The organism is Lysobacter sp. K5869 (assembly GCF_018847975.1).
GTDB lineage: Bacteria > Pseudomonadota > Gammaproteobacteria > Xanthomonadales > Xanthomonadaceae > Lysobacter.
In genome coordinates this window covers 4,024,335-4,045,223 of record NZ_CP072597.1, presented here as the reverse complement: position 1 = coordinate 4,045,223, position 20,889 = coordinate 4,024,335, and the positions used below count along the sequence as shown (strand labels likewise).

Sequence of the window (20,889 nt, the reverse complement as noted above, 5' to 3'; positions counted from 1 at the left end):
ACACTCTCATGGCAGACAATCACTACGACGCGATCGTCGTCGGATCGGGCATCAGCGGCGGCTGGGCGGCCAAGGAGCTGGCTGAGAAGGGGCTCAAGGTCTTGATGCTCGAACGCGGCCGCAACATCGAGCACGTCAAGGGCTACGTCAACGCGATGAAGGAGGCGTGGGACTTCCCGCATCGCAACTGGGCGACGCAGGAGATGAAGGCGGCCCACCCGGTCTTGAAGCGCGACTATCCGCTGGCCGAGAACACCGCCGGGATGTGGGCCGACGAGACCGACTGTCCGTACACGGAAACCAAGCGCTTCGACTGGTTCCGCGGCTATCACGTCGGCGGCCGTTCGCTGATGTGGGGGCGTCAGAGCTATCGTCTGTCCGATCTGGATTTCGAGGCGAACCTCAAGGAAGGCATCGCCACCGATTGGCCGATCCGCTACGCCGACATCGCGCCGTGGTACGACTACGTCGAGAAATTCGCCGGCATCGCCGGCACCGCCGAAGGGCTGGACGTTCTGCCCGACGGCCAATTCCTGCCGCCCATCCCCTTGAACGTCGTCGAGAAAGACGTGGCGGCGCGGATAAAGAAGGCGTTCGGCGGCACCCGCCATCTGATCCATTCGCGCACCGCGAACATCACCGAGCCCAAGGCGGAGCAGGGCCGCGTCAATTGCCAGTACCGCAACAAGTGCATCCTCGGCTGCCCGTTCGGCGCCTATTTCTCGACCCAGTCGGCGACATTGCCGGCGGCGATGAAGACGGGCAACCTGACCCTGCGTCCATTCTCGATCGTCAAGGAAGTCATCTACGACAAGGACCGCAAGCGCGCCAGCGGTGTGGAGATCATCGACGCCGAGAACGGCCAGACGTATCGCTACACCGCCAAGGTCGTCTTCATCAACGCATCGGCGTTCAATTCGACCTGGCTGCTGATGAACTCGGCCACCGATGTGTGGGACGGCGGGCTGGGCTCGGCCTCGGGCGAGTTGGGGCACAACGTCATGGACCACCATTTCCGCGTCGGCGCGTCCGGCTGGGTCGAGGGCTACGAAGACAAGTACTACTTCGGCCGCCGGCCGTGCGGTTTCTACATTCCGCGTTTCCGCAACCTGGGCAAGGACAAGCGCGACTACGTGCGCGGCTTCGGCTACCAGGGCTCGGCCAGCCGCAGCGGCTGGTCGCGCGACATCGCCGAACTCAACATCGGCGCCGACCTCAAGGACGCGCTGAGCGTTCCGGGCGATTGGTCCATCGGCATGACCGGGTTCGGAGAAATGCTGCCTTACCACGACAACACGATCAGCCTCGATCCCAAGCGCAAGGACAAGTGGGGATTGCCCGTGCTGGCGATGGACGTGAGCCTGCGCAAGAACGAACGCGCCATGCGCAAGGACATGGGCGCGGACGCCGCGGAAATGCTCGAGGCGGCCGGCGTCAAGAACGTCAAGGTGCACGAGAACGACTACGCGCCGGGCATGGCCATCCATGAAATGGGTACGGCGCGGATGGGGCGCGATCGCAAGAATTCGGTCTTGAACCTGCACAATCAGGTCTGGGATGCGCCGAACGTGTATGTGACCGACGGAGCCTGCATGACCTCCAGCGCCTGCGTGAATCCGTCGCTGACCTACATGGCCCTCACCGCGCGGGCGGCGGATCATGCCGTGCGCGAACTCAAGGCGGGGAATCTGTGATGGAGCGTCGCGAGCTTTTGAAGATGATTGCCGCCGCCACCGGCGCGGCCATGATCGGCATGCCGGCGTTCGCGTACGCACAGGCGCCGGCGCCGGGCGGGAACAGCGTTTTTTCCGCGGACGAGGTGGCCAAGCTGGACGAGATCGCGGACACCATCCTGCCCCGGACCAAAACGCCCGGAGCGAAAGACGCGGGCACGGGCCTGTTCATGGCGAGGTTCGTAAGCGATTGCTACACCCCCGAATACCAGGCGATCTTCCGCGCGGGCCTGGCCGACATCGACAAGCGTGCGGGCGGCCGGTTCGTATCGCTGTCCGCGCAGGCGCGCACCGACTTGCTGCGCACGCTGGACGGCGAAGCCGGACGGCGGATCAACTCGATGGACGTGGCCACCGGCGGCGCCAATCCCACCGCGGTGCAGCCGCATTACTTCACCATGATCAAGCAGCTCGCGCTGTTCGGCTTCTTCACCTCCAAGGTCGGAGCGACCGAAACGCTGCGCTACGTCGCGGTGCCCGGGCGCTACGACGGCGAAGCGGCCTACGAACCGGGCACGCCCGCATGGGCGACCAACTGATGGCGCGCCGGTGCGTTCGCGCGGTTGCCGCTGGGAAAACGATGAGCAAAACGAACCTGTCGATGGCGCTCGTTGTCCTCGTTGTCGCTCCCGCGTTCGCGCAAGCCCAGGATGCGCCGCAGCGCGATCCCGCGGCGACCGAAGTCTGGAAGCCGGTTCCCGCGGTCGTCGCCACGCCCAAGGATGCCGCGCCCTCCGACGCGGTGGTGCTGTTCGACGGCCGCGACCTATCGGCCTGGGAGTCGGAGCGGGGCGGCAAGGCGCCGTGGGCCGTCGCCGACGGTGCGTTCACCGTGGTCCCGGGCAGCAAGGGCATCCGCACCAAGCGACGCTTCTGCGACATCCAGCTTCATATCGAATGGCGCACCCCGGTCAAGACCCAGGGATTCGACGGCCAGCATCGCGGCAACAGCGGGATTTTCCTGCAAGAGCTTTACGAACTGCAGGTGCTCGACAGCTACGAGAACCCGACCTATTCCAACGGACAGGCGGCTTCGATCTACAAGCAGGCGATCCCGCTGGCGAACGCCTCGCGCGCGCCGGGACAGTGGCAGACCTACGATGTCGTCTGGAAAGCGCCGCGTTTCGCGCAAGGCGGCGGCCTGGTTTCGCCGGCGCGCATCACCGTATTGCACAACGGCGTCCTCGTGCAGAACGACACCGTCGTGTCCGGCAAGACCGAATACATCGGCGCGCCGTCCTATGCGCCGCACGGCTGCGCGCCGATCTACCTGCAGGATCACGATTCCCAGGTCGGCTACCGCAACATCTGGGTGCGCGAGCTGTAGGCCGCGGGCCCTGGGGCCCGCGCCGTCCTACTGCTTCAGGAAGATCGCGAGGTCTTCGAGATCCTTCTCCGACAGTTGGCCGAACGGCGGCATCAGTCCGCCGCCGGCCTTGATCCGCTCCTTGATCTTCTTCGCATCCAATCGTTTGCCCACATCGGTCAGGGCAGGAAACGTTTCGCCCATGCCCGCGCGGTTGGGGCCGTGGCAGGACGCGCAGTTGGCGGCATAGAGCTTGGCGCCCGCGGCGGAATCCTGCGCGGCGACGGGCGCGGCGGCCAACGCCGCGGCGAGGACGGGCAGAGCGGCGATCACGATGTAGTTCGACATGGGGATTCCCGGCGATCAGCGTTCAGCGCCCGCAGGCAGGCGCTGGTTGAGGTAGGCCGCGCCGGTCTTGAGGACCGCGGCGGGATCGAGCGGATGATCGTGCTCGAGGATGTACCACTGCACGCCGGCGCGCGCGGCGGCGGGAAGGATCGCGTTCCAGTCCAGAACGCCCTTGCCGACGGCGGCGAAACCGTCTTCGTCCTGGGCTTGGCCCGGCGGCGCGTTGTCCTTGGCGTGCACGGCGAACACGCGTCCGCGGAACGTGCCGAGCAAGGCGGCCGGGTCGCGGCCGGCGCGCGCGATCCAGGCCAGATCGAGCTCGGCGCGCAGCTGCGGGCCGGCGCCTTCGAACAGCAGTTCGAGGCCGGTCTTGCCGCCGAAATCGGCGATCTCGAAATCGTGGTTGTGGTAAGCCAGGGTCATGCCCTTGGCGCGGACTTTGTTCGAGAGTTCGCCCAATTCCTTGCCCAGCGCGATCCAGCCGGCGGCGTCGGTGGGACGCTCTTCCTTCTTCAGGTAGGGCACCACCAGCGTGGTGTTGCCGATGGCCTTGTTGAAGGCGACGACGCTGTCGAGATCGCCGCGCAGATCGGCGAGCTGCACATGGGTCGAGATCGCCTTGATCGAATACTTGTCGAGCAGTCGCTTGAGCGTCTTGGCCGAAACGTCCTGGGTGCCGACCGTCTCGACGGCGCGAACGCCCGCGTCGTGGACGATCTTCAGCCGCTCGTCGAGCGAGGCGACGTTGCGCAGTGTGTACATCTGCACGGCGATGGGCTTGGCCTGGGCGCCGGCGTGCTGCGCCAAGGCGGGCAGGGCGGTCAGGAACAAGAGTGCGGCTGCCGCGAAGCTGCGCGGCGTGGCGATCGTCATGGTGTCCTCCCGAAACGGTGATGGCTGCGGACGAGGCAACGGCTCAGGGCTCGGGCGAAGGCCGGCGGCTCGTCGTGGCGGTTGCTTGGGTCAGGCGGGCCGGCGCTCCTGGGCGTTCGTTCCGTCGATGGCGGTCCAGGCGCGCGTCCGGGACGATGCGACGACGCGGTCGACGATCAGCGCGGAACGCAGCCCGTCGTCGAAGGTCGGCAATCCTTCCGGCGCTTCGGCCGCGATGGCGCGATAGGTGTCGGCGACGAAGGCCTCGAAGCAGTAGCCGTAGCCTTGCGCGTGGCCGACCGGCAGCGCCGACAGCCTGCGTTGCTCCGCGCTTCCCGCCGCCGGGCCACGGACGAAGATCTCTTCGCGCTGATCGGGCAGCCCGATCCAGAGCCGTTCGCTGTCTTCCTGATCGAAGGCGACGCTGGCGCGGGCGCCGTCGATCTCGAACCAGAGGCGATTGCGGCGGCCGGCCGACACCTGGCTGACCGTCAACGCGGCCAGGACGCCGCTGCCGGTCTTGAACATCGCCGCGGCGACGTCTTCGCTCGATACCGCTTGCATCGCGCCGTCGGTGGCGGGGCGGGCGTAGCTTTGGCCGGTAGCGACGCTGCGCTGCGCGATCACCGTTTCGAAGGCGGCGCTGACTTCGACGAAGCGCTCGCCGGCGACCCATTCGACCAGATCGCACCAGTGCGATCCGATGTCGGCGAACACGCGCGAGGCGCCGCCCAGTGCCGGATCGACGCGCCAGTTGTTGCTGGCGGGGTCCATCAGCCAGTCCTGCAGGTAGCTGCCATGGATCAGGCGCAGCGGTCCGAGTTCGCCGTTGGCGATGCGCGCGCGCGCCTCGCGTACGACCGGGTGATAGCGGTAGACGAAGGGCACCGTGGCCACCAGTCCGGCGGCCGCGGCCAGCGCCGCCAGGGCCTGCGCATCTTCGAGCGTCGTGGCCAGCGGCTTTTCGCAAATCACGTGCTTGCCGGCTTCCAGCGCGGCTTGCGCCATCGCCCGATGCAGATGATTCGGCGTGCAGACGTGCACGACCTGCACCTGCGGGTCGGCGAGCGCTTCTTCGATATCGCGATAGGCGCGCGGGGCGCCCCAAGCGGTCGCCACCTCGCTGGCGCGCTGCGCCGACGACGCGCTCACGCCCACGACCCGGGCGCCGGCCAGGATCGCCGCGCGGCGATGCACGTTGCCGATCATTCCGGTGCCTACGATGGCGACTCCCAACTGGCTCATCGGGTTCCTCACGGTGTGGAAGGCGCGGCGGCAGCGGTGGCCGGCCGCTCGCGGAACAGCAACACGAACGCCACCAGCACGGCCAGGGCGACGCCCGCCGGGAACAGCCAGATGTGCAGCCAGTCGCGCCCCGCCGCGGTGGTGTAGTGCTCCACCACCGCGCCGGACAGGAAGCTGCCGATCAGCATGCCGACGCCGTAGGTCGCCAAGGTGATGAAGCCCTGCGCGCTGCTGCGGAACGCCGGGCCGGCATGGGCGTCGGTGTAGATCTGGCCGGTGACGAAGAAGAAGTCGTAGCAAATGCCGTGCAGGACGATGCCGGTCACCAGCAGCGCGAACCCGGCGCCCGCATCGCCGTAAGCGAACAGGACGTAGCGCAGCACCCACGCCGCCATGCCCAGCGCCAGCATGGTCTTGACCCCGAGCCGCGCGAACAGGAACGGCATGGCCAACATCAGCAGCACCTCGGACACCTGACCGAGCGATTGCAAACCGGCCGCGCCGCGCACGCCGAGATCGTTGAGATACGGATTGGTGAAGTTGTAGTAGAACGACAGCGGGATGCAGATCGCGATCGAGGCCAGGAAGAACACCAGATAGGAACGCGACTTCAACAGGCGCAACGCATCCAGGCCGAGGATCTGGCCGAGCGTGGCGTTGCGTTGCCGCTCCAGCGGCGGCGTGTCGGGCAGGGTGAGCGCGTACACGCCGAGCAGCAGCGAGGCGGCCGCGGCCATCTTGAAGGTGAGGTCGAGCCGGTGCGCCTGCTCCCAGCCCAGCCAGCCGATCAGCACGCCGGCGACGATCCAGCCGATGCTGCCGGCGACGCGAACGGGCGGGAACTGTTTTTCCGGCGACTGCATGTGCCGCATCGCGATGCTGTTGGCCAGCGCCAGCGTGGGCATGAACAGCAGCATGTAGGCCATGACGCAGGCCGAGAACGTTCCGAAGCTGGTGGCGGCGGAGGCGCTCCACATCAGGACCGCGCCGGCCAGATGCAGCAAAGCCAGAATGCGCTGCGCGGCGAAGTAGCGGTCGGCGATCAGCCCGACCAGGAACGGCGCGACGATGGCGCCGATGGATTGGCTGAGGAACGCCGTCGCCACCTGACTCGCGCTCGCCTGCAGCGGCCCCTGTACGAGGTAGGTGCCCAGGGTGACGAACCACGCCCCCCAGATGAAGAACTGAAGAAACATCATCGCGCTCAGGCGCGGCATTGTGAACCTCATGGCTTCCCCTCGCGGACGATGTCGGATCAAATTCCCAGCAGGTTGCGCATCGTCTGCGGACTGGCGCCGCTGTCGGCGAAGTCGTCGAACGCGCGCTCGGTGACGCGAATGAGATGCTCGCGGATGAAGGCCGCCCCCTCGCGCGCGCCGTCTTCCGGATGCTTCAGGCAGCACTCCCATTCCAGTACGGCCCAACCCGGGAAGTCGTACTGGGCCAGCTTGGAGAAGATCGCCTTGAAATCGATCTGGCCATCGCCGAGCGAGCGGAACCGTCCGGGACGGTCGATCCAGTCCTGGTAGCCGCCATACACGCCGCTGCGCGCATCGGCGCGGTACTCGGCGTCCTTGACGTGGAAGATGCCGATCCGCTCGTGATAGCGGTCGATGAAGCCCAGGTAGTCCATGCGCTGCAGCAGCAGGTGGCTGGGGTCGTACAGGATCTTCGCGCGCCGATGGTGGTCGACGGTTTCGAGGAAGCGCTCGAAGGTCGCGCCGTCGTGCAGGTCTTCGCCCGGATGGATCTCGTAGCACAGGTCCACGCCGCAAGCGTCGAAGGCGTCCAGGATCGGGCGCCAGCGGCGGCCGAGTTCGGCGAAGGCGGCTTCCACCAAACCGGGCGGCCGTTGCGGCCAGGGGTAGAAATAAGGCCAGGCGAGCGCACCGGAAAACGTGGCGTGGGCGGTCAGCCCGAGGCGCTGGCTGGCCTGCGCCGCGAGCATCAGCTGTTCGACCGCCCAGGCCTGCCGGGCGGGCGGATCGCCGCGCTTATCCGGCGGGGCGAAACCGTCGAACAAGATGTCGTAGGCTGGATGCACGGCGATCAGCTGGCCCTGCAGATGCGTGGACAGCTCGGTGATCTGGATCCCGTGCCGGGCCAAGGTTCCGGCGACGTCGTCGCAATAGGCCTGACTGCGCGCCGCCTGGGCGAGATCGAAGATGTGGGGCGCGTTGGTCGGTACTTGTACGCCAGAATAACCCCACCCGGCGGCCCACTCGGCCAGAGTGTCCAACCGATCGAACGGAGGCTTGTCACCGATGAACTGCGCCAGGAACAGCGCTGGACCCTTGAGTGTTTTCATGGAAATCCGCTCGATGCAATCGATTGCAATCCTAGCATGGGGTTGTCAGGATGCACGTTGTGCAGCGCAGCGAGGGGCATCGGGCTGAGGCATGGCGACCATCTACGACATCGCCAAACACGTCGGCGTTTCGGCGGGCACCGTGTCGCGCGCGCTGTCGCGGCCTGAGAAAGTGTTGCCGGCCACGCGCAAGCGCATCGAGGAAGTCGCCGCCGCGCTGGGCTACGTTCCCAACACGGTGGCGCGCACGCTCAAGACCCAGCGCAGCGGCAAGATCCTGGTCACCGTCCCGGACATCGCCAATCCGTTCTTCGCGCAGATACTGCAAGGCGCGGAAGAAGCCGCGCAGGCGGCCGACTATGCCGTGCTGCTGGGCGATACCCAGAATCGGCCGGAGCGGGAAGAACGCTACGCACAGATGCTCCCGCGCAACGAAGCCGACGGCTTGATCGTACTGGGGCACCGGCTTCCGCCGACCGCGCAGGAGATCGTCAAGCGGCTCGGCGCCGCCGCGCCGGTGGTCAACGGCTGCGAATTCGATCCAGCGCTCGGCATCCCCAGCGTGCATATCGACAACGCGGCCGCCTCGCGCGCGGCGATGGATCATCTTTATGGATTAGGGCATCAGCGGATCGCCGTGGTGGGCGGCCCGACCGACAATCCCTTGCATCGGCAACGTCTCGAAGGCGTCGAGGATGCCGCCCGGGCGCGAGGCCTGCGCCGCCTTCTGAAGGTCGCACCGGGCGACTTTTCGATCGAGTCCGGCTACGCCGCCGCGAAAAAACTGCTGGGGCAGGCGTCCGCTCCGACCGCCGCGTTCTGTTTCAGCGATCAGATGGCCCTGGGCGTTCTCGCCGCGTGCAGGGATCTGGGAATCCGCGTGCCGGAGGACTTTTCGATCGTCGGCTTCGACGATCTGGCCTCGTCGCGCTATCTCACGCCGCCGCTGACGACCATCAGCCAGCCCATGCGCGAGATCGGCGTTCGCGCCGTCAACCTGCTGCTCGCCATCGTCGAGGCGGTGGACGTGCCGCATCAGCAGACCTTGGATTTCAGATTGATGCTGCGTGGGTCGACCGCGGCGGTCGCGTCGTAGGACGCGGCGCGGGGCTATTCCGGCTTGCGCGGTTTTACTGACATCGAGCCCGAATCGGCAGGATTCACCGGCGAATCTCCCAGCGATCGACAACGCGGCGACCGCTGCGCCCAATCGCGGTGAACCAAGGTGAGCGTGCGACTGGAACAGGGGTCTCGGACCGGGTTGCTGCGCGGAGGCGAGGATTTCCCCGAGGAGAGTCCGGTCCGCGACTTCCGCCGAGGGAAGGAGAGGCTGGTGCGACTCGCTCGCCGAAAGCTTCGTTAGCGTCTACACGGAACATGCCCGAGCAGCTCGATCGCACCGTTGTGATGGAGTCGAAGCATGGCCCTTTCTGGTTCAACTCATGCCGGATGCGCGGCCGGTCCGTCGCATAGGACGGACGTGGCGCGCGCTGCGGCATGGTCGCGCTGGCAATGCCGCCCTCCAGATCGGCGCTTGGAATAAGCAAGCCGTCAGCGGCGAGAGGCCGCTGCTGTTGAGCTGTCCGATCCGCACGCTCCGACAAGCAAAGGCAGGCAACGCATGAGCGCTAGCGCATCCGCGGCGATGGGCCATCGCCTGTTGTTCATCGCTGCAACCGCGCTCGCGCTGACCGCCGCTTCCGGCTGCGGCCGCGACGGCAAGAGCGACGGCGCCGCGGCGGGCAGGGCGGCGAAGGCGCTGCAATGCGACGCGCCTCCTTATTTCGCCGAAACCTCCTATCAGCAGGGCGATCGGGTGCAGAACAAGGGCCAGCTCTACGAGTGCTGGCGAGACGAGGACGGCCCGCCGCTCGGTCCCGGCAGCTGGCAGTGGTGCGCGCAGTCGGCTTACGAGCCGGGCGGACCGAACGGCGATTGGTGGCCCAATGCATGGAAGCACATCGATTCGTGCGATGGCGGCGGCGGGGACGGCAATCGACTGGTGCTGCAGTTCGCGATGGCGAGCGATACGGTCCTGAGCCATCGGCGCAACGCCGCGGCGGCGCCGCCCGCGTCGACCCCGGTCACCGGCACCTTGCGATGCAAAGGCGAAGAAACGCCCATCAGCGGCACTTGGGGGACGGGCATCCGGGTCGACGCGCTCAAACGCTGCGATTACCACCTGACTCTGAATCCGATCGACGGGCGCTTGCCGCTGACCTCGCCCGCGCAGGTCACCTTCACGCACGACGCCGGCGAGCGGCGCGATCTGCTCGTGGAATATCGGCCCGAATTGAAAGTAGACAAGCTGCGGACGATCCCCGGCATGAAGATCGAGGTCTTCGCCCAGGGCCTGCGGCAACCCCGACAGATGACCATGGGCAAAGGGGTGCTCTATGTCGGCTCGAGCGCGATACCGTCGTACGCCTACAAAGGCATCGCGGGCTTCGTCTACGCGCTGCCGCTGGACGCGACGGGACGCCCGACGGGAGCGATCCACCTCATCGCGTCGTCGCTGGAAGAACCGATGGGCGTGGCCTACCGCGACGGCGATCTCTACTACGCCACCACCGGCGCCCTGCATCGGGTCCGCAACGTCGATGCGACCTATCAGAACGCGCAGTCGGAACAGGTGTTCAAGTTTCCCGCGGACGACACGCCGTTTCCGCTGCCCGCGCTGGAGACCGGATCGACCACGCGCATCTGGCATATGAAGCACCCGCTGCATTTCAACCCGTACGACCGTGACGACGAAGGGCTCTACACGGCGGTCGGCGTGCCGTGCAATCTGTGCATGGTGCCCGCCGATCCGCGTTACGGGACCTTGCTCCGCTACGACCTCGCCACGGGCAAGGCCACGATCCTTGCTCAGGGCGTGCGCAATTCCGTCGGCTTCGACTGGCATCCCGACACCCACGAGATCTGGTTCAGCGACAACAACCGGCAGGGCTTCGACAACCCCGAGGAAATCAACCGGCTGGCGAGCGCGGGTCAGCATTTCGGCCGTCCTTATGTGTTCGGCCGCGACACGCTCGGGTTCACCCAAGCCGAATACGACAAACCCGAACAGGAAATCGTGCCCAAGCTCGTGCAGGGCGCGATCGTGTCGGACAAGCCGCTGAGCGCGATCGATCCCAAGCACTACGTCCCGCCGGCGTTGGCGCTGGCCACCAACACCGCGCCGTCCGGGCTCAAGTTCTGGAACGGGGTTGCGGGCCCGGTCGCCACCCGGCGCTTTCTGGTCGCGCAGCACGGCCTGGGCAAGACCGCGGCGCGGCCGGGCTTGAATCTGCTGATGGTCACCGTGGCGAGCGATTCGCGCGTGCTGCAGGAGTTCCCGGTGATCGACGGCTGGATCCAGGACTTCGACAAGGCCGACGCTTACTGTTTGACCGACGCCTGCGTGGGCCGGCCGACGGACCTGCTGATCCTCGACGAGCGCAGTTTTCTGCTGTCCGACGATGTGGCCGGCGTGATCTACAAGGTCAGCTACGACCCGGCCGCCGTGCGCGACGCGTCGCTGACGCTGCAGGCGGGCGAACCGCCGTCGCCGAACATCGCCGGCCGCATGATCGGCGGGCATCTGATCGATCCGCAGGGGCACGAACGCTATTTCCAACTGGCCTGGAACGCGCCGCCGATCGTCATGAGCGGCGTCGCCGACGGCGTCTACAAGGTGCGGCTGGCCGACATCCAGGCCGACGACGGGACGGTTTGGATCCCGCTGATCCGCCAACAAGAGGTTGCGGTCGATGCGAGCCACAAGCATCCGGTCGTGCAACTCGGTTACCGCGAGCGTCCGACCGACATCGCGGTCGAGGTGCGGATCCACGCGCCGGCCAAGCCTGCATCGGTCGGCGAGCCGCAATGGCACGTCGATATCCGCAGCGGGCAAGAGACGCGTCGGCAAGCGATCGCTTGGGGCGGCTCCGCGGCGATCACGCTGACCTACGGCGATCACGACATCGTCTACCCCTACTATCCCGGCGCGCTGCCGCAACCGAGCCTGGAGCGGGTGTCGGTCAACGAGGAAAGCGAAGACTTCGATCTCAAGGCGATGAGCTATCGCGCGCTCGGCAACCTGGGCGAGGTCGTCCTCGCCGAGACCTGCATCAACTGCCACTCGCCGGAGTTCTTCGACGACCCGCGCAAGGCGCACACCTGGGACGTGGCGGGCAAGGATGCGTTGATCGCCAGGATCAAGGCGATGCCGGTATCGGGGCATTGCGACGACGTCTGCGCCGGCGCGGTGTCGTCCCACCTGATCGAGACGGTTTGGGCGCCCTATCTGAACCCGACCGAGTCGTTCGGCGTGCGCCAAGTGAGGTTGCTGGCGACGCAGGAGTATCAGAACAGCGTGGCCGACTTGTTCCATGTCGCCGTCAATCCGGCGAAGTTGCCCGCGTTGGAGTCGGATCGCGAGTTCAAGTATCCGGGGCAGGCCGAGCTGGGCGTGCTGTCGGCTGAAGCCGTGAAGAAATACTTCGACCTGGCCGTCGAGGTCGCCGCGAAGGCCGATCTGGCCGCGTTGGGCTACCACGGCAGCGCCGATGCGCGGGCCTTCGTGTCCAAGACCGGCCGCAAGGCGTTCCGGCGGCCGCTGACCGACGCCGAGATCGCGCGCTACGCCGCGCTCGCCACCGATGAGCAGGGCGCGCGCGACGCGTTGGCGGCGATGCTGGTATCGCCTTATTTCCTGTATCGCAGCGAGCTGGGCGTCTCCGTCCGCGGCGGCGCGGCCAAGTTGACGCCGGAAGAACTGGCGACGGCCTTGTCGTTCTCCTTCCTGGGAACGACGCCGCAGGAAGCGCTGTTGGATCGGGCCGCCAGCGGTGGCCTGGACACGCCGGAGGAGATCGGCGCCGAGGTCGATCGGATGATGCAGTCCGACGCCGGCATCGCCCAGTTCGCGCGTTTCATCCGTTACTACACCAACACGCCGCGTGAGATACAGCGCAAGCCGGGGCTCGACGACGACACGATCCAGGCCATGCGCGAAGAGCAACGCTTGTTCGCCGGCGACCTGTTCAAGACCACCGGTGCGACGATGGACGAGCTGTTCAACCCGGCCTACACCTACTTGAACGCGACGCTGGCCGCGCACTACGGCATCGGCGGCGTTTCGGGCGAGCAGTTCCGCAAGGTCGACGTCGACGAGAAGCGCGGCGGCCTGCTCCACCAGGGCATCACCCAGGTGGCGACATCGGACTACGAGGCCACGGCGCTGGTGCGGCGCGGGATCATGATCCGCGAAAACATGTTCTGCCATGTCTTCGGCGCCCCGGTGGAAGCCGATCCCGACGAGCCCGAGTTTCCGGACCGCGCGATCAGCACCCGCGAGCGCTGGGACGCGATCAACGGCCAGCACGCGTCGGCGGGACGATGCTGGCAATGCCATCAGTTCATGAACGATACCGGCGCGTCGATGGAGCACTACGACTCGGCGGGGCGCTATCGCGAACTCGAGCGCGCCTACAACTTCGATCAGTACGACGAGATGGTGCGGATCGACGCGGCGGGCCCGCTGCTCGACGGAACCGGCTCCTTCGATCTGGGGCCGGTCGAGAACGTCCGCGGCATCGCCAGGATCTTGCCGAAGAACCCGGCGGCGCAAGCCTGCATGGCCGACAGCTACTTCCGCTACGCCTTCGGAAACAAGGCCGACCAGCAAAGCATCGGCGCCGTGCGCAAGATGAGCGACGTGCTCAAGGCGGGCGGTTCGCTGCGCGACATGCTCCGGGCGATGGCGCTGTCCCAGGCCTACCTCTACAAAAAGGACAGGGACTGACCATGACGCATCCATACGCACGCCGCATCTTCCTTCGCAACCTGGCGATCGCCGCGTCGGCGGCGGCGATGGGCCTGCCGTTGTTCGGCTGCGGCAAGCCGCGCATGCAGGCGTTGGCGGGCGGGGCGAAGCTCAAGGTGGTGTTCTTCGTCGTGCCCGACGGGTTGGCCGTGGATTCCTGGCGCGGCGGCGCTTTCGGCGACGGTCTGGGGTTATGGCATCCCACCGCGAACGCCGACGACAGCGCCGACTTCCAGCTTCGCGACGTGAGCGCCGAACTGACCGCTCACCGCGCGAAGTCGTTGTATCTGCGCGGCGTGATGTTGGGCGAGGGCAACTCGGGCCATAACGGTTGGAACGTGTTGTTGCGCGACCGGGCGGCGCAGTTGCCCAGCATCGACGTGGTCCTGGGGCGCGACCCGGCCATGGCCGGCTTGAACCCCGCGTTCCGCTCGCTGTTTTCGGGGCCGCACGCGGGCATCGACGGATCGCCGTGGTTCGTGTCCTGGACCGGCGCGGGCGCGATCAGAACGCCGGAGCGCGACCCCGTGTTGCTGCACGAGGCGATCTTCGGACTGCCCAGCCGCGCGGTGCGCGCCGCGCAAACGCGAGGCAAGCATATTTTCGAGCCCGCGCTGGCGGATATCCGCGAGTTGCGCGAGCGCCTGTCGGGAGCGCAGAGGCAAAAGCTCGATACGCAACTGGATTCCATCGAACAGGTCATGGCCGACATGGAGGACGAACTGCCGCATCCGGGAGAATGCCGCGTCGATACCGCGCCGGAGTCGCACCCGATCGCCTCCGCCGAATTCCGCACCCGCGTCCAGGCCGCGCACGAGCGGGTCGTCGCCAACGCCCTGGCTTGCGGGATCACTCGGGTCGCGACGGTCCAGATCGCGCGCTCGGCCGAGCAGTTGAACATCCTCGACGTCACCAGCGCGAAGAACCCGCACGATTGCGCGCATCGCTACGCGGGCGAGGCGGAGTGGAGCGGGACGAGAAAATGGTATGCGCGCCGCGCCAAGCTGTTCATGGATGAGCTGGCGCGCTACGACGATCCCGATGTCGACGGCGACAAGCTGATCGACCACACCTTGGTGATCGTGACCAGCGAGATGGCCGACGGCGCGCCCGAGCACCAGATCGACATGCCGCTGCTGTTCATGGGAGGCGCGTCGGGGTTGCTGCGCAACGGCAGCGGCAACGGTCGCTACTTCAGCATCGCGCCGCAAGCCGATCGCGACCATCACACCGGTAATCCCGTCATCGGTCAGCGCTTCGTCGACATGCCGCGCATCTGGAACACGGTGGCCGCGGCTTGTGGCGTCGAGCCGCCTTATCCGGGCGATGTGGTGACCGGGATATTCAACAACGTCAGCTAGCCCGTCCCTGCCGCCGGCATTTCGAAGCCCCGCAACGCGGCCGATCGGGGCGGGACGTCGTCGCCCCGCTCAAGCCGGACTGATCGGCCTGCCTCAGCCCATCGGACACGGCCCGGATCTGGGCCGTCTGTTCCAAGCGTCCCAAGTCGCGGTCGAAAAGCTGGGCGAGCGCGACGACGAAATCTTCTGCGCTGGGGCGGGCGCTGGGCGTCGTGCGCTCTTTGTCCCAGGCGAGGCGGCGATCGTCTGCCGTGGGCGTAGAACGCCCGCTCGCCGACAGGTTCCGCGCGTCGAGGCCTCCGCGTCGCACGGCTGCAACCCATCGACGCGCCGTGAGGGCTTGTGCCGGCGAAGGGGCTTTGGTTTAGTCTGGCGCGACGCAGCCGTCGACCGTCGCCGATCGTCCATGTCGCGGCGCCACCGTTGGGTCTTGGAGAAATCGATGAACGTCATGCGCTCGGCGTGGGTGTTGTCCGTGGTCGTGCTGGCCGGTGTTCCGCGGGTGGGGATGGGCGCGGAGGGACTTCCGACCTATAACTACGATGGGTACTGCCGGTCGGTGTCCGGCGGCGACTTCGAAAAGGACCTGAAGTGCGGGGAGGCGGAAGCCGCCGCTTACGCCAAGATGCAGGAGATGTGGGCGAGCGTTCCCGATAAACGCAAGATCGAGTGCCACAACGTCGCCTACGACCCGGAGACGGGGAAGGGCTCCTACGCCCTGCATCTGCAGTGCATCGAAAAGGGGCGCAAGTAGCGCGTCCTGACCGGGCCTATGTCAGGCGTCCGTCAAGCCGACCTTGCGCAACGCTGCCCGAGCGCGGAACCGAACGCGCGCGCAGCGCTCGCGCTGCTCCTCGCTCGCGTCCTCCGCGCAGTCGCACCTGCGCGACAACCAATCCAAGTCGGAGGGATCCAGCCACAGCGCAACGCGTCCGCGCTCGCGCTCGCGCTCGCGCTCTGCGTCATCGTTCGTGGGTTCGTTCGGATTCGCCATGCCGCCAGCCTAGCGCCTTGAGCGCCCTCCGCCTACCGAGTGCGCGCGGCGCGGCTGGACGTCAGAGCTTTTCGCCGCCCAGGCGCACGCGGAGGTCTTCGCCAACGCCGTCCCTGGCGTTGGCGCTCGGACGGCCATGGGATGACGAACCGACGCGCGCGCGTCGCATCCGCCCCGCCGTGGTTCGTCAACCCTTCTTCTCGATGCGATACCGGTAAGGCCCGCCGTAGGCGCAAGGCGGATTGGGTTGGCCGGGAATTTGCGAGATGTATTCGATCGGCTGCCACCACGCCGGCAATCTCTCGATATTGCACACGACCAGCTGCGCGCCGTGCGGAAGCGCATCGGCGTTGACCAAGGTCAGCATGACGCCGTACTGCCAGCCGCAGTTGCTGTCCTTCTCGGACCAGGTGATGACCCAGCCCGGCGCGATGCTGCCGCCCGCGCATTGCTTCACGGTCTGCGCGTTCGCCAACGTGGGGAAAAGCGCCGCGGACGCCAGCAGCAACGGCAGCGCGATGGTCAGGTGTCTCATGTCGTCGTCCTCCAGGGTTGATCTTGGATTCGGTCCTGCGAGCGGGATGACGGGAAACGACGGCGCTCCGCCGCCGAGCCGGCGTGCGGCCCGCGCCGAGGGGCAGGGCGAGAGCGTTCAACCGCGCTAGGCCAACGCGCGATGAAAACGCGCGCGTCTTGCCGCATCGTTTCGTCGTCGCTTGTTTGGACGACGGGACGGCGGAGGATCCCCCATCGATCCGGCGTTGGGAGCGCGCAAGTGGGGACGGCTCTGCAAGAAGCTTGTGCGCGGGCGCACGGTTGACATCGATGCTTGGGCCGACGCCCGAAGCGTTGCGACCGGCCGCGATGCGAACCCGGTGGCCTTTACAACCAGACCCGAGGCGCCCGAACGAGCTTGCGGTACCACGGCGTCCGCAACCGGGAGCTCGTCGCTGCCGTCGGGTTCATCAGGTCGGCGCTGTCCGCGATGTCATGGCGCGTCTCGGGAAACTCGCTCAGCCGATGCAATGCCTTGACCCGTTGAGGATCTACGGCAATCACGTTCTGCACCGCCCAATCCGGGTTCACTTCGATCTTGCGCCGGCGTCGCGCGTCCGGATCGAACAGCCAGATGCAGCTGCGATGGATGTCGATCGCGGCGTACAGCCCGCGGTCGAGATGCAGCACGTTCTGCAACCATTCCCCCAGTCCCGCGCGGCTCTCCACGGGAGCGCAAGCCTCGATCCGCAATGCCATTTTCATGGTCAGGTGCTCGTCGAAGAAGATCACTCTTCCGCGGCGCGTGTCGGTCACGATATGGTCGCCCGCCCATCCAGGCTCGAAACCGTGGGGATTGAGCAGACCGGTCAGCGCTTCGCGAGAGGCGCCCGAACTGCGTTCGACCACGATCGCGCAGCCCTGATGGAACAAGGTGATGAAGATGCTGTCGTTATGCCGATAGCAGGCGTTGTTCAGATGCGTGGCGGTCAGGCCCGTAGGAAGTCCGAATCCGCCCCAGTGCTGCGCCTCGCTCACGGTGATGCGCTTTCCGCTCGCCTTGCCCGCGCTTCCCCGGCAGATACGAACGCCCGCCGGCGACTTGTCGTATCCGTGATCCCATGCCGTCCACGTCCACGTAAGTTCGCGAAGTCCGAGGTCGAACTCGAGCACCGAATCGAAGCCCGTCGAGGCCGTCAACAGTCGTTCGCCGTCCGCCGAGAAGTACACCGAATGCAACTGCGCGAACCAAGGATTGCGGTAGACATGCACGACCTCGGCGCTGGTGTCGTAGACGCGGACCTCGTCGCCGGTGGCCACGACCAAACGGTCTTCCGCCTGATCCAGGCCGAACGGCTCTTTCAATTCGATGGTCTGCACGCAGCCGTCGCCGAGCCCGTATCGCACCAACAAGCCATCGCGGTAAGGACGGGGCGTGCGCCCGCCGAGCCCCTTCATCCGGCGGCCGTCGATCAGGCGTTGGCGCATGATTCGGTTGAGCGCACGCTGGCTCTGGTGCTTGACCGAAAAGAGCAGGTCGAGATGATTGCCCAGCGTGTCGTCGAGACGATAGTCCGACAGCCGTTGAGTGCGCGGTTTCCGGAGAATGCGCCTAAGCATCGGCTTCGCATCCGATTGCGGTGGAGTGGGGCGCGTGCAAGGATTGTGCGCCTATACTTCCCGCCGCATCGAGTTGGCCGTGAGCGCGCCAAACCCGCGGGTCGAGCCGAGGATCGCGATGAAGCTGTTCGCCCTGTCCGACATCCATATCGACTATCCCGACAACGCCCGATGGGTCGATAAGTTGTCGGACACGGACTATCGCGACGATGTCCTGATTCTTGCCGGCGACATCACCGAAGACACTCGCCTGCTCGGGTGGTGCCTCGAGCGTTTCGCCGCCAAGTTCCGCCAGGTGCTGTTCGTTCCGGGCAATCACGATCTGTGGGTCCGGCGCGAAGCGGGCGACACGTGTTCGTTGCGCAAGTTCGAGCAGGTGATGGCCATCGCCGAAGATTCCGGCGCATCCAGCCGCCCCTACAGTCACGGAGATACGCTGATCGTGCCCTTGCTCGGGTGGTACGACTACTCCTTCGGCCAGCCGAACAACGACCTGCGCATGTTGTGGATGGATTTCCGCGCGTGCCGCTGGCCGGATGGCATCGGTCCGGAACAGGTGACCGAACACTTCCTCAGGATGAACCCGAAATCGCTTCCGGCAGCGGCGCGGCAGAGGCGGGTAGTAACGTTTTCGCACTTTCTGCCTCGGCTCGATCTGATCCCGCGGTTCGTTCCCGCCTCCATGCACTTTCTCAGCCCGGTGCTCGGCAGCAGCGGCATAGAGCGGCAGTTGCGCGCGCTCGGCGCGGATACGCATGTCTATGGCCACAGCCACATCAATCGACGGATCACCATCGACGGCGTGACGTACATCAACAACGCCTTCGGATACCCGCAGGAGAGCATGATTTCCGCGCGTCGATTGGTCGAGATCGGCTAACAGGGCTCCGAACTCCTGAGGTGCTGCGCGCTCAGCGGAACGTCGCCCACCAAGGGGATGAACTTCCGCATCGAGACGCTGGGGTGCGCGCCGTCGCGACGCTCGGCGCAGATCGCCATCAAGTAGTCCGTGGTCGGCCGGTACTGCCATAAGCTCCAGCGTTCGGCGTCGTCGCTCAGTTCCGGCTCGATCTTGATGCGCACCGCGCTGCGATGCGGGAACTGGAAGCTGAAGCCGTCCAGCGGCAGCGAAAGCCCCATGCTGCGAGCCTTGATATAGGACTCCTTGAGGGTCCAGTACTCGAAGAATCGATCCTGCTGCCCAGCCGGAGCGACGCATGAGAGCTCCGCCACCTCGCTGGGAGCGAAGTACCGATGCGCTACGTCGAGGCAGAACCGGCGCGTAGCGACATTCTCGACATCGATCCCCAAGTCGCGATCGCGGCTCACCGCGAGCGCGATCAGGCCGCGGGTGTGCGAGATGTTGAAGCTGAGGTCATGAACGCGATCGTCGGCGTCCAGGATCGAGTTCGCGATCGTGGGGCGGCCATAGGCGTTCTTCGAGAACTCCCAGCGTTCCGGAGCGACGGGGGCGTAACGCGAGAGCAGGGTGCGCACCATCGCTCGCGTGACCAGATAGCGCTTTCTGTCGTCGGCGAAGTAGAAACGGCCTTCCTGCGCCACTTCGTCATCACTAAGTAACTTTCTTAGTTTGAGGAGGTGGCCGTCATCGACGATCTCGTCGTAGTAGGTGAGCCACACATCGATATTCGACCGGCTGGCTTCGAGGCGGCGCGCAGAAGCAACGGTCCCCGGGATTGGCATTGGCGCAGACATGCTTCCTTTCTCGTCCATGCACGACGGTCATTCGCGCGGCTGTTGCGAATTCGTCGCCACGATTACCTCCGATCTCCGGAGGGGCATAGTTATATTTGTCATCAGATAAGTCATACATCCTCGACGCGCATTAATTATCTGAAAGTGTGACTCGTCTCTGGATTCGAGGTTTATCTATATATCCCGGTTCAGTATTTAAGCGAGCTCGATGGACTCGCAAAACTTCGATCGCGTCCACTAATTTGTTTCGACAAGGTGACGCGTTAGCTTCAGAAAACGCCTTATTTTTTTGCTTCCGCGTTGCACGTTTCAATGTGAACGCGGTGCAGTTCGTGACCGATTCACGCATTTAGACACAATCGTTCTGTTCGTGCGTTGACAGTTTTCCACACGCTCTGTTATCACTGCGCCGGGGATTAATCCATCGAGCTCTCGCCGCTAGCAGCAATCGCTGCAGGCGTCGTCGTTGTCGGTGCTCGAAAATCGCAGCGCGTGGGGAATGTGTCGCGCGCGCCGTATGCGTTGGTCTTTCGCGCAGTCTTGAAGCTATCGAGTAACGGGCGAAATATGTCTGAAGAAGTACCTTCTCCGCTTGATCGGGTTTTCCGGTTTTTCGTTGATCTGCTCGCACAGACTTCCGGTTCGGCTTCGGAGATTTCCGAAAACGAAGGCGGTCCGCGGCGCCTCCAACCTGCCGACGAAAGCGAACTGCGCGAGGCGTTCGATGCGCTGAGCGTCGTCGATAGCGAACGCAAGCGACCGCTCGGCACGCGCCGTTGGGGAGACGGATTGCAGCAAAGGCCCGCACTCATCCCGAAGATGAGCTTGCCTGGGCCGCGTGGCAGCGGCCGCGGTGAAGCAAGGAAAAGCGCCATTTTCACGGGGTTTTTTGCGATTTTTCGATACGGCGCCAACGCCCGCGGCGATCGCGGCGCTTGGCCCGCACCCGGGTAGTTCCTCCGCCCGCGCCAGCGACGACGCGATGCCTGATGCAGCGCTCGGCGATCCGGCGATATCGGAACAGATCCAGCACTGTACGAACCGCGAAAGATCCACGAACTCCAGGGGAAGTGGTAACGCG

At 65.8% G+C, this 20,889-nt stretch carries 18 protein-coding genes; 9 read left to right on the top strand and 9 right to left on the bottom strand.

Going from position 1 to position 20,889, the window contains the following annotated elements:
* Window positions 1-8: 8 nt before the first annotated feature.
* From J5226_RS17250 to J5226_RS17240, 3 genes are all read left to right on the top strand, one after another.
* On the top strand, window positions 9-1,694 hold the full coding sequence (locus tag J5226_RS17250; protein WP_215835660.1) for a GMC family oxidoreductase: 1,686 nt from the start codon (window positions 9-11) through the stop codon (window positions 1,692-1,694).
* Window positions 1,694-2,272: a gluconate 2-dehydrogenase subunit 3 family protein gene (locus tag J5226_RS17245; RefSeq protein WP_215835659.1), complete on the top strand. Its 579-nt coding sequence runs from the start codon at window positions 1,694-1,696 to the stop codon at window positions 2,270-2,272. Before J5226_RS17250 ends, J5226_RS17245 begins: the two co-directional genes overlap by 1 nt.
* Window positions 2,273-2,334: 62 nt before the next feature.
* Window positions 2,335-3,060 (top strand): DUF1080 domain-containing protein, encoded by a 726-nt coding sequence (locus J5226_RS17240; RefSeq protein ID WP_255323124.1) that lies wholly within the window; start codon window positions 2,335-2,337, stop codon window positions 3,058-3,060.
* A gap of 27 nt (window positions 3,061-3,087) precedes the next feature.
* Here the strand turns inward: J5226_RS17240 and J5226_RS17235 are convergent, their stop codons facing one another.
* The 5 genes from J5226_RS17235 to J5226_RS17215 all read right to left on the bottom strand — a co-directional run bounded on the left by J5226_RS17235 (window position 3,088) and on the right by J5226_RS17215 (window position 7,813).
* Entirely contained in the window at window positions 3,088-3,387 is a 300-nt protein-coding gene (locus tag J5226_RS17235) for a cytochrome c (protein ID WP_215835657.1), read from the bottom strand.
* A gap of 15 nt (window positions 3,388-3,402) precedes the next feature.
* Window positions 3,403-4,260 (bottom strand): sugar phosphate isomerase/epimerase, encoded by an 858-nt coding sequence (locus tag J5226_RS17230; RefSeq protein WP_215835656.1) that lies wholly within the window; start codon window positions 4,258-4,260, stop codon window positions 3,403-3,405.
* Between the two features lie 90 nt (window positions 4,261-4,350).
* Window positions 4,351-5,505, bottom strand: coding sequence for a Gfo/Idh/MocA family oxidoreductase (locus tag J5226_RS17225; protein WP_215835655.1), 1,155 nt, complete (start codon window positions 5,503-5,505; stop codon window positions 4,351-4,353).
* Between the two features lie 8 nt (window positions 5,506-5,513).
* Window positions 5,514-6,734 (bottom strand): nucleoside permease, encoded by a 1,221-nt coding sequence (locus J5226_RS17220; protein WP_215835654.1) that lies wholly within the window; start codon window positions 6,732-6,734, stop codon window positions 5,514-5,516.
* Window positions 6,735-6,760: 26 nt separating this feature from the next.
* Window positions 6,761-7,813, bottom strand: a complete 1,053-nt coding sequence (locus J5226_RS17215) for a sugar phosphate isomerase/epimerase family protein (RefSeq protein ID WP_215835653.1) — start codon at window positions 7,811-7,813, stop codon at window positions 6,761-6,763.
* Between the two features lie 91 nt (window positions 7,814-7,904).
* Here J5226_RS17215 and J5226_RS17210 point away from each other — a divergent pair, with 91 nt between their 5' ends.
* From J5226_RS17210 to J5226_RS17195, 4 genes are all read left to right on the top strand, one after another.
* The gene (locus J5226_RS17210; RefSeq protein WP_215835652.1) at window positions 7,905-8,909 is read left to right on the top strand and encodes a LacI family DNA-binding transcriptional regulator; all 1,005 of its coding nucleotides are present in this window, start codon (window positions 7,905-7,907) and stop codon (window positions 8,907-8,909) included.
* Between the two features lie 525 nt (window positions 8,910-9,434).
* Entirely contained in the window at window positions 9,435-13,601 is a 4,167-nt protein-coding gene (locus J5226_RS17205) for a DUF1592 domain-containing protein (protein WP_215835651.1), read from the top strand.
* Window positions 13,602-13,603: 2 nt separating this feature from the next.
* Window positions 13,604-14,983 (top strand): DUF1552 domain-containing protein, encoded by a 1,380-nt coding sequence (locus J5226_RS17200; protein ID WP_215835650.1) that lies wholly within the window; start codon window positions 13,604-13,606, stop codon window positions 14,981-14,983.
* Window positions 14,984-15,425: 442 nt separating this feature from the next.
* On the top strand, window positions 15,426-15,737 hold the full coding sequence (locus J5226_RS17195) for a hypothetical protein (RefSeq protein ID WP_215835649.1): 312 nt from the start codon (window positions 15,426-15,428) through the stop codon (window positions 15,735-15,737).
* Between the two features lie 21 nt (window positions 15,738-15,758).
* Here J5226_RS17195 and J5226_RS17190 read toward each other — a convergent pair whose 3' ends face one another.
* From J5226_RS17190 to J5226_RS17180, 3 genes are all read right to left on the bottom strand, one after another.
* Window positions 15,759-15,977 carry a hypothetical protein gene (locus J5226_RS17190; protein ID WP_215835648.1) on the bottom strand — a complete coding sequence of 73 codons (219 nt, stop codon included), beginning with the start codon at window positions 15,975-15,977 and terminating at the stop codon, window positions 15,759-15,761.
* A gap of 187 nt (window positions 15,978-16,164) precedes the next feature.
* Window positions 16,165-16,512, bottom strand: a complete 348-nt coding sequence (locus tag J5226_RS17185; protein WP_215835647.1) for a hypothetical protein — start codon at window positions 16,510-16,512, stop codon at window positions 16,165-16,167.
* Window positions 16,513-16,859: 347 nt separating this feature from the next.
* Window positions 16,860-18,092 (bottom strand): hypothetical protein, encoded by a 1,233-nt coding sequence (locus J5226_RS17180; RefSeq protein WP_215835646.1) that lies wholly within the window; start codon window positions 18,090-18,092, stop codon window positions 16,860-16,862.
* A 118-nt stretch (window positions 18,093-18,210) separates the two neighbouring features.
* Between J5226_RS17180 and J5226_RS17175 the strand changes: the two genes are divergently transcribed.
* Window positions 18,211-18,972: a metallophosphoesterase gene (locus tag J5226_RS17175; protein WP_215835645.1), complete on the top strand. Its 762-nt coding sequence runs from the start codon at window positions 18,211-18,213 to the stop codon at window positions 18,970-18,972.
* Here J5226_RS17175 and J5226_RS17170 read toward each other — a convergent pair.
* Entirely contained in the window at window positions 18,969-19,826 is an 858-nt protein-coding gene (locus tag J5226_RS17170) for a 4'-phosphopantetheinyl transferase superfamily protein (RefSeq protein ID WP_215835644.1), read from the bottom strand. The two genes, J5226_RS17175 and J5226_RS17170, sit on opposite strands and share 4 nt — an antisense overlap.
* A gap of 549 nt (window positions 19,827-20,375) precedes the next feature.
* Here J5226_RS17170 and J5226_RS17165 point away from each other — a divergent pair.
* The gene (locus tag J5226_RS17165) at window positions 20,376-20,762 is read left to right on the top strand and encodes a hypothetical protein (protein WP_215835643.1); all 387 of its coding nucleotides are present in this window, start codon (window positions 20,376-20,378) and stop codon (window positions 20,760-20,762) included.
* Window positions 20,763-20,889: the final 127 nt, after the last annotated feature.

What these genes read in the sequence shown, in the direction of transcription:
- J5226_RS17250 (WP_215835660.1), top strand. Translation starts at nt 9, where the DNA reads ATGGCAGACAATCACTACGACGCGATCGTCGTCGGATCGGGCATCAGC.
- J5226_RS17245 (WP_215835659.1), top strand. Translation starts at nt 1,694, where the DNA reads ATGGAGCGTCGCGAGCTTTTGAAGATGATTGCCGCCGCCACCGGCGCG.
- J5226_RS17240 (WP_255323124.1), top strand. Translation starts at nt 2,335, where the DNA reads ATGGCGCTCGTTGTCCTCGTTGTCGCTCCCGCGTTCGCGCAAGCCCAG.
- J5226_RS17235 (WP_215835657.1), bottom strand. Translation starts at nt 3,387, where the DNA reads ATGTCGAACTACATCGTGATCGCCGCTCTGCCCGTCCTCGCCGCGGCG.
- J5226_RS17230 (WP_215835656.1), bottom strand. Translation starts at nt 4,260, where the DNA reads ATGACGATCGCCACGCCGCGCAGCTTCGCGGCAGCCGCACTCTTGTTC.
- J5226_RS17225 (WP_215835655.1), bottom strand. Translation starts at nt 5,505, where the DNA reads ATGAGCCAGTTGGGAGTCGCCATCGTAGGCACCGGAATGATCGGCAAC.
- J5226_RS17220 (WP_215835654.1), bottom strand. Translation starts at nt 6,734, where the DNA reads ATGAGGTTCACAATGCCGCGCCTGAGCGCGATGATGTTTCTTCAGTTC.
- J5226_RS17215 (WP_215835653.1), bottom strand. Translation starts at nt 7,813, where the DNA reads ATGAAAACACTCAAGGGTCCAGCGCTGTTCCTGGCGCAGTTCATCGGT.
- J5226_RS17210 (WP_215835652.1), top strand. Translation starts at nt 7,905, where the DNA reads ATGGCGACCATCTACGACATCGCCAAACACGTCGGCGTTTCGGCGGGC.
- J5226_RS17205 (WP_215835651.1), top strand. Translation starts at nt 9,435, where the DNA reads ATGAGCGCTAGCGCATCCGCGGCGATGGGCCATCGCCTGTTGTTCATC.
- J5226_RS17200 (WP_215835650.1), top strand. Translation starts at nt 13,604, where the DNA reads ATGACGCATCCATACGCACGCCGCATCTTCCTTCGCAACCTGGCGATC.
- J5226_RS17195 (WP_215835649.1), top strand. Translation starts at nt 15,426, where the DNA reads ATGAACGTCATGCGCTCGGCGTGGGTGTTGTCCGTGGTCGTGCTGGCC.
- J5226_RS17190 (WP_215835648.1), bottom strand. Translation starts at nt 15,977, where the DNA reads ATGGCGAATCCGAACGAACCCACGAACGATGACGCAGAGCGCGAGCGC.
- J5226_RS17185 (WP_215835647.1), bottom strand. Translation starts at nt 16,512, where the DNA reads ATGAGACACCTGACCATCGCGCTGCCGTTGCTGCTGGCGTCCGCGGCG.
- J5226_RS17180 (WP_215835646.1), bottom strand. Translation starts at nt 18,092, where the DNA reads ATGCTTAGGCGCATTCTCCGGAAACCGCGCACTCAACGGCTGTCGGAC.
- J5226_RS17175 (WP_215835645.1), top strand. Translation starts at nt 18,211, where the DNA reads ATGAAGCTGTTCGCCCTGTCCGACATCCATATCGACTATCCCGACAAC.
- J5226_RS17170 (WP_215835644.1), bottom strand. Translation starts at nt 19,826, where the DNA reads ATGGACGAGAAAGGAAGCATGTCTGCGCCAATGCCAATCCCGGGGACC.
- J5226_RS17165 (WP_215835643.1), top strand. Translation starts at nt 20,376, where the DNA reads ATGTCTGAAGAAGTACCTTCTCCGCTTGATCGGGTTTTCCGGTTTTTC.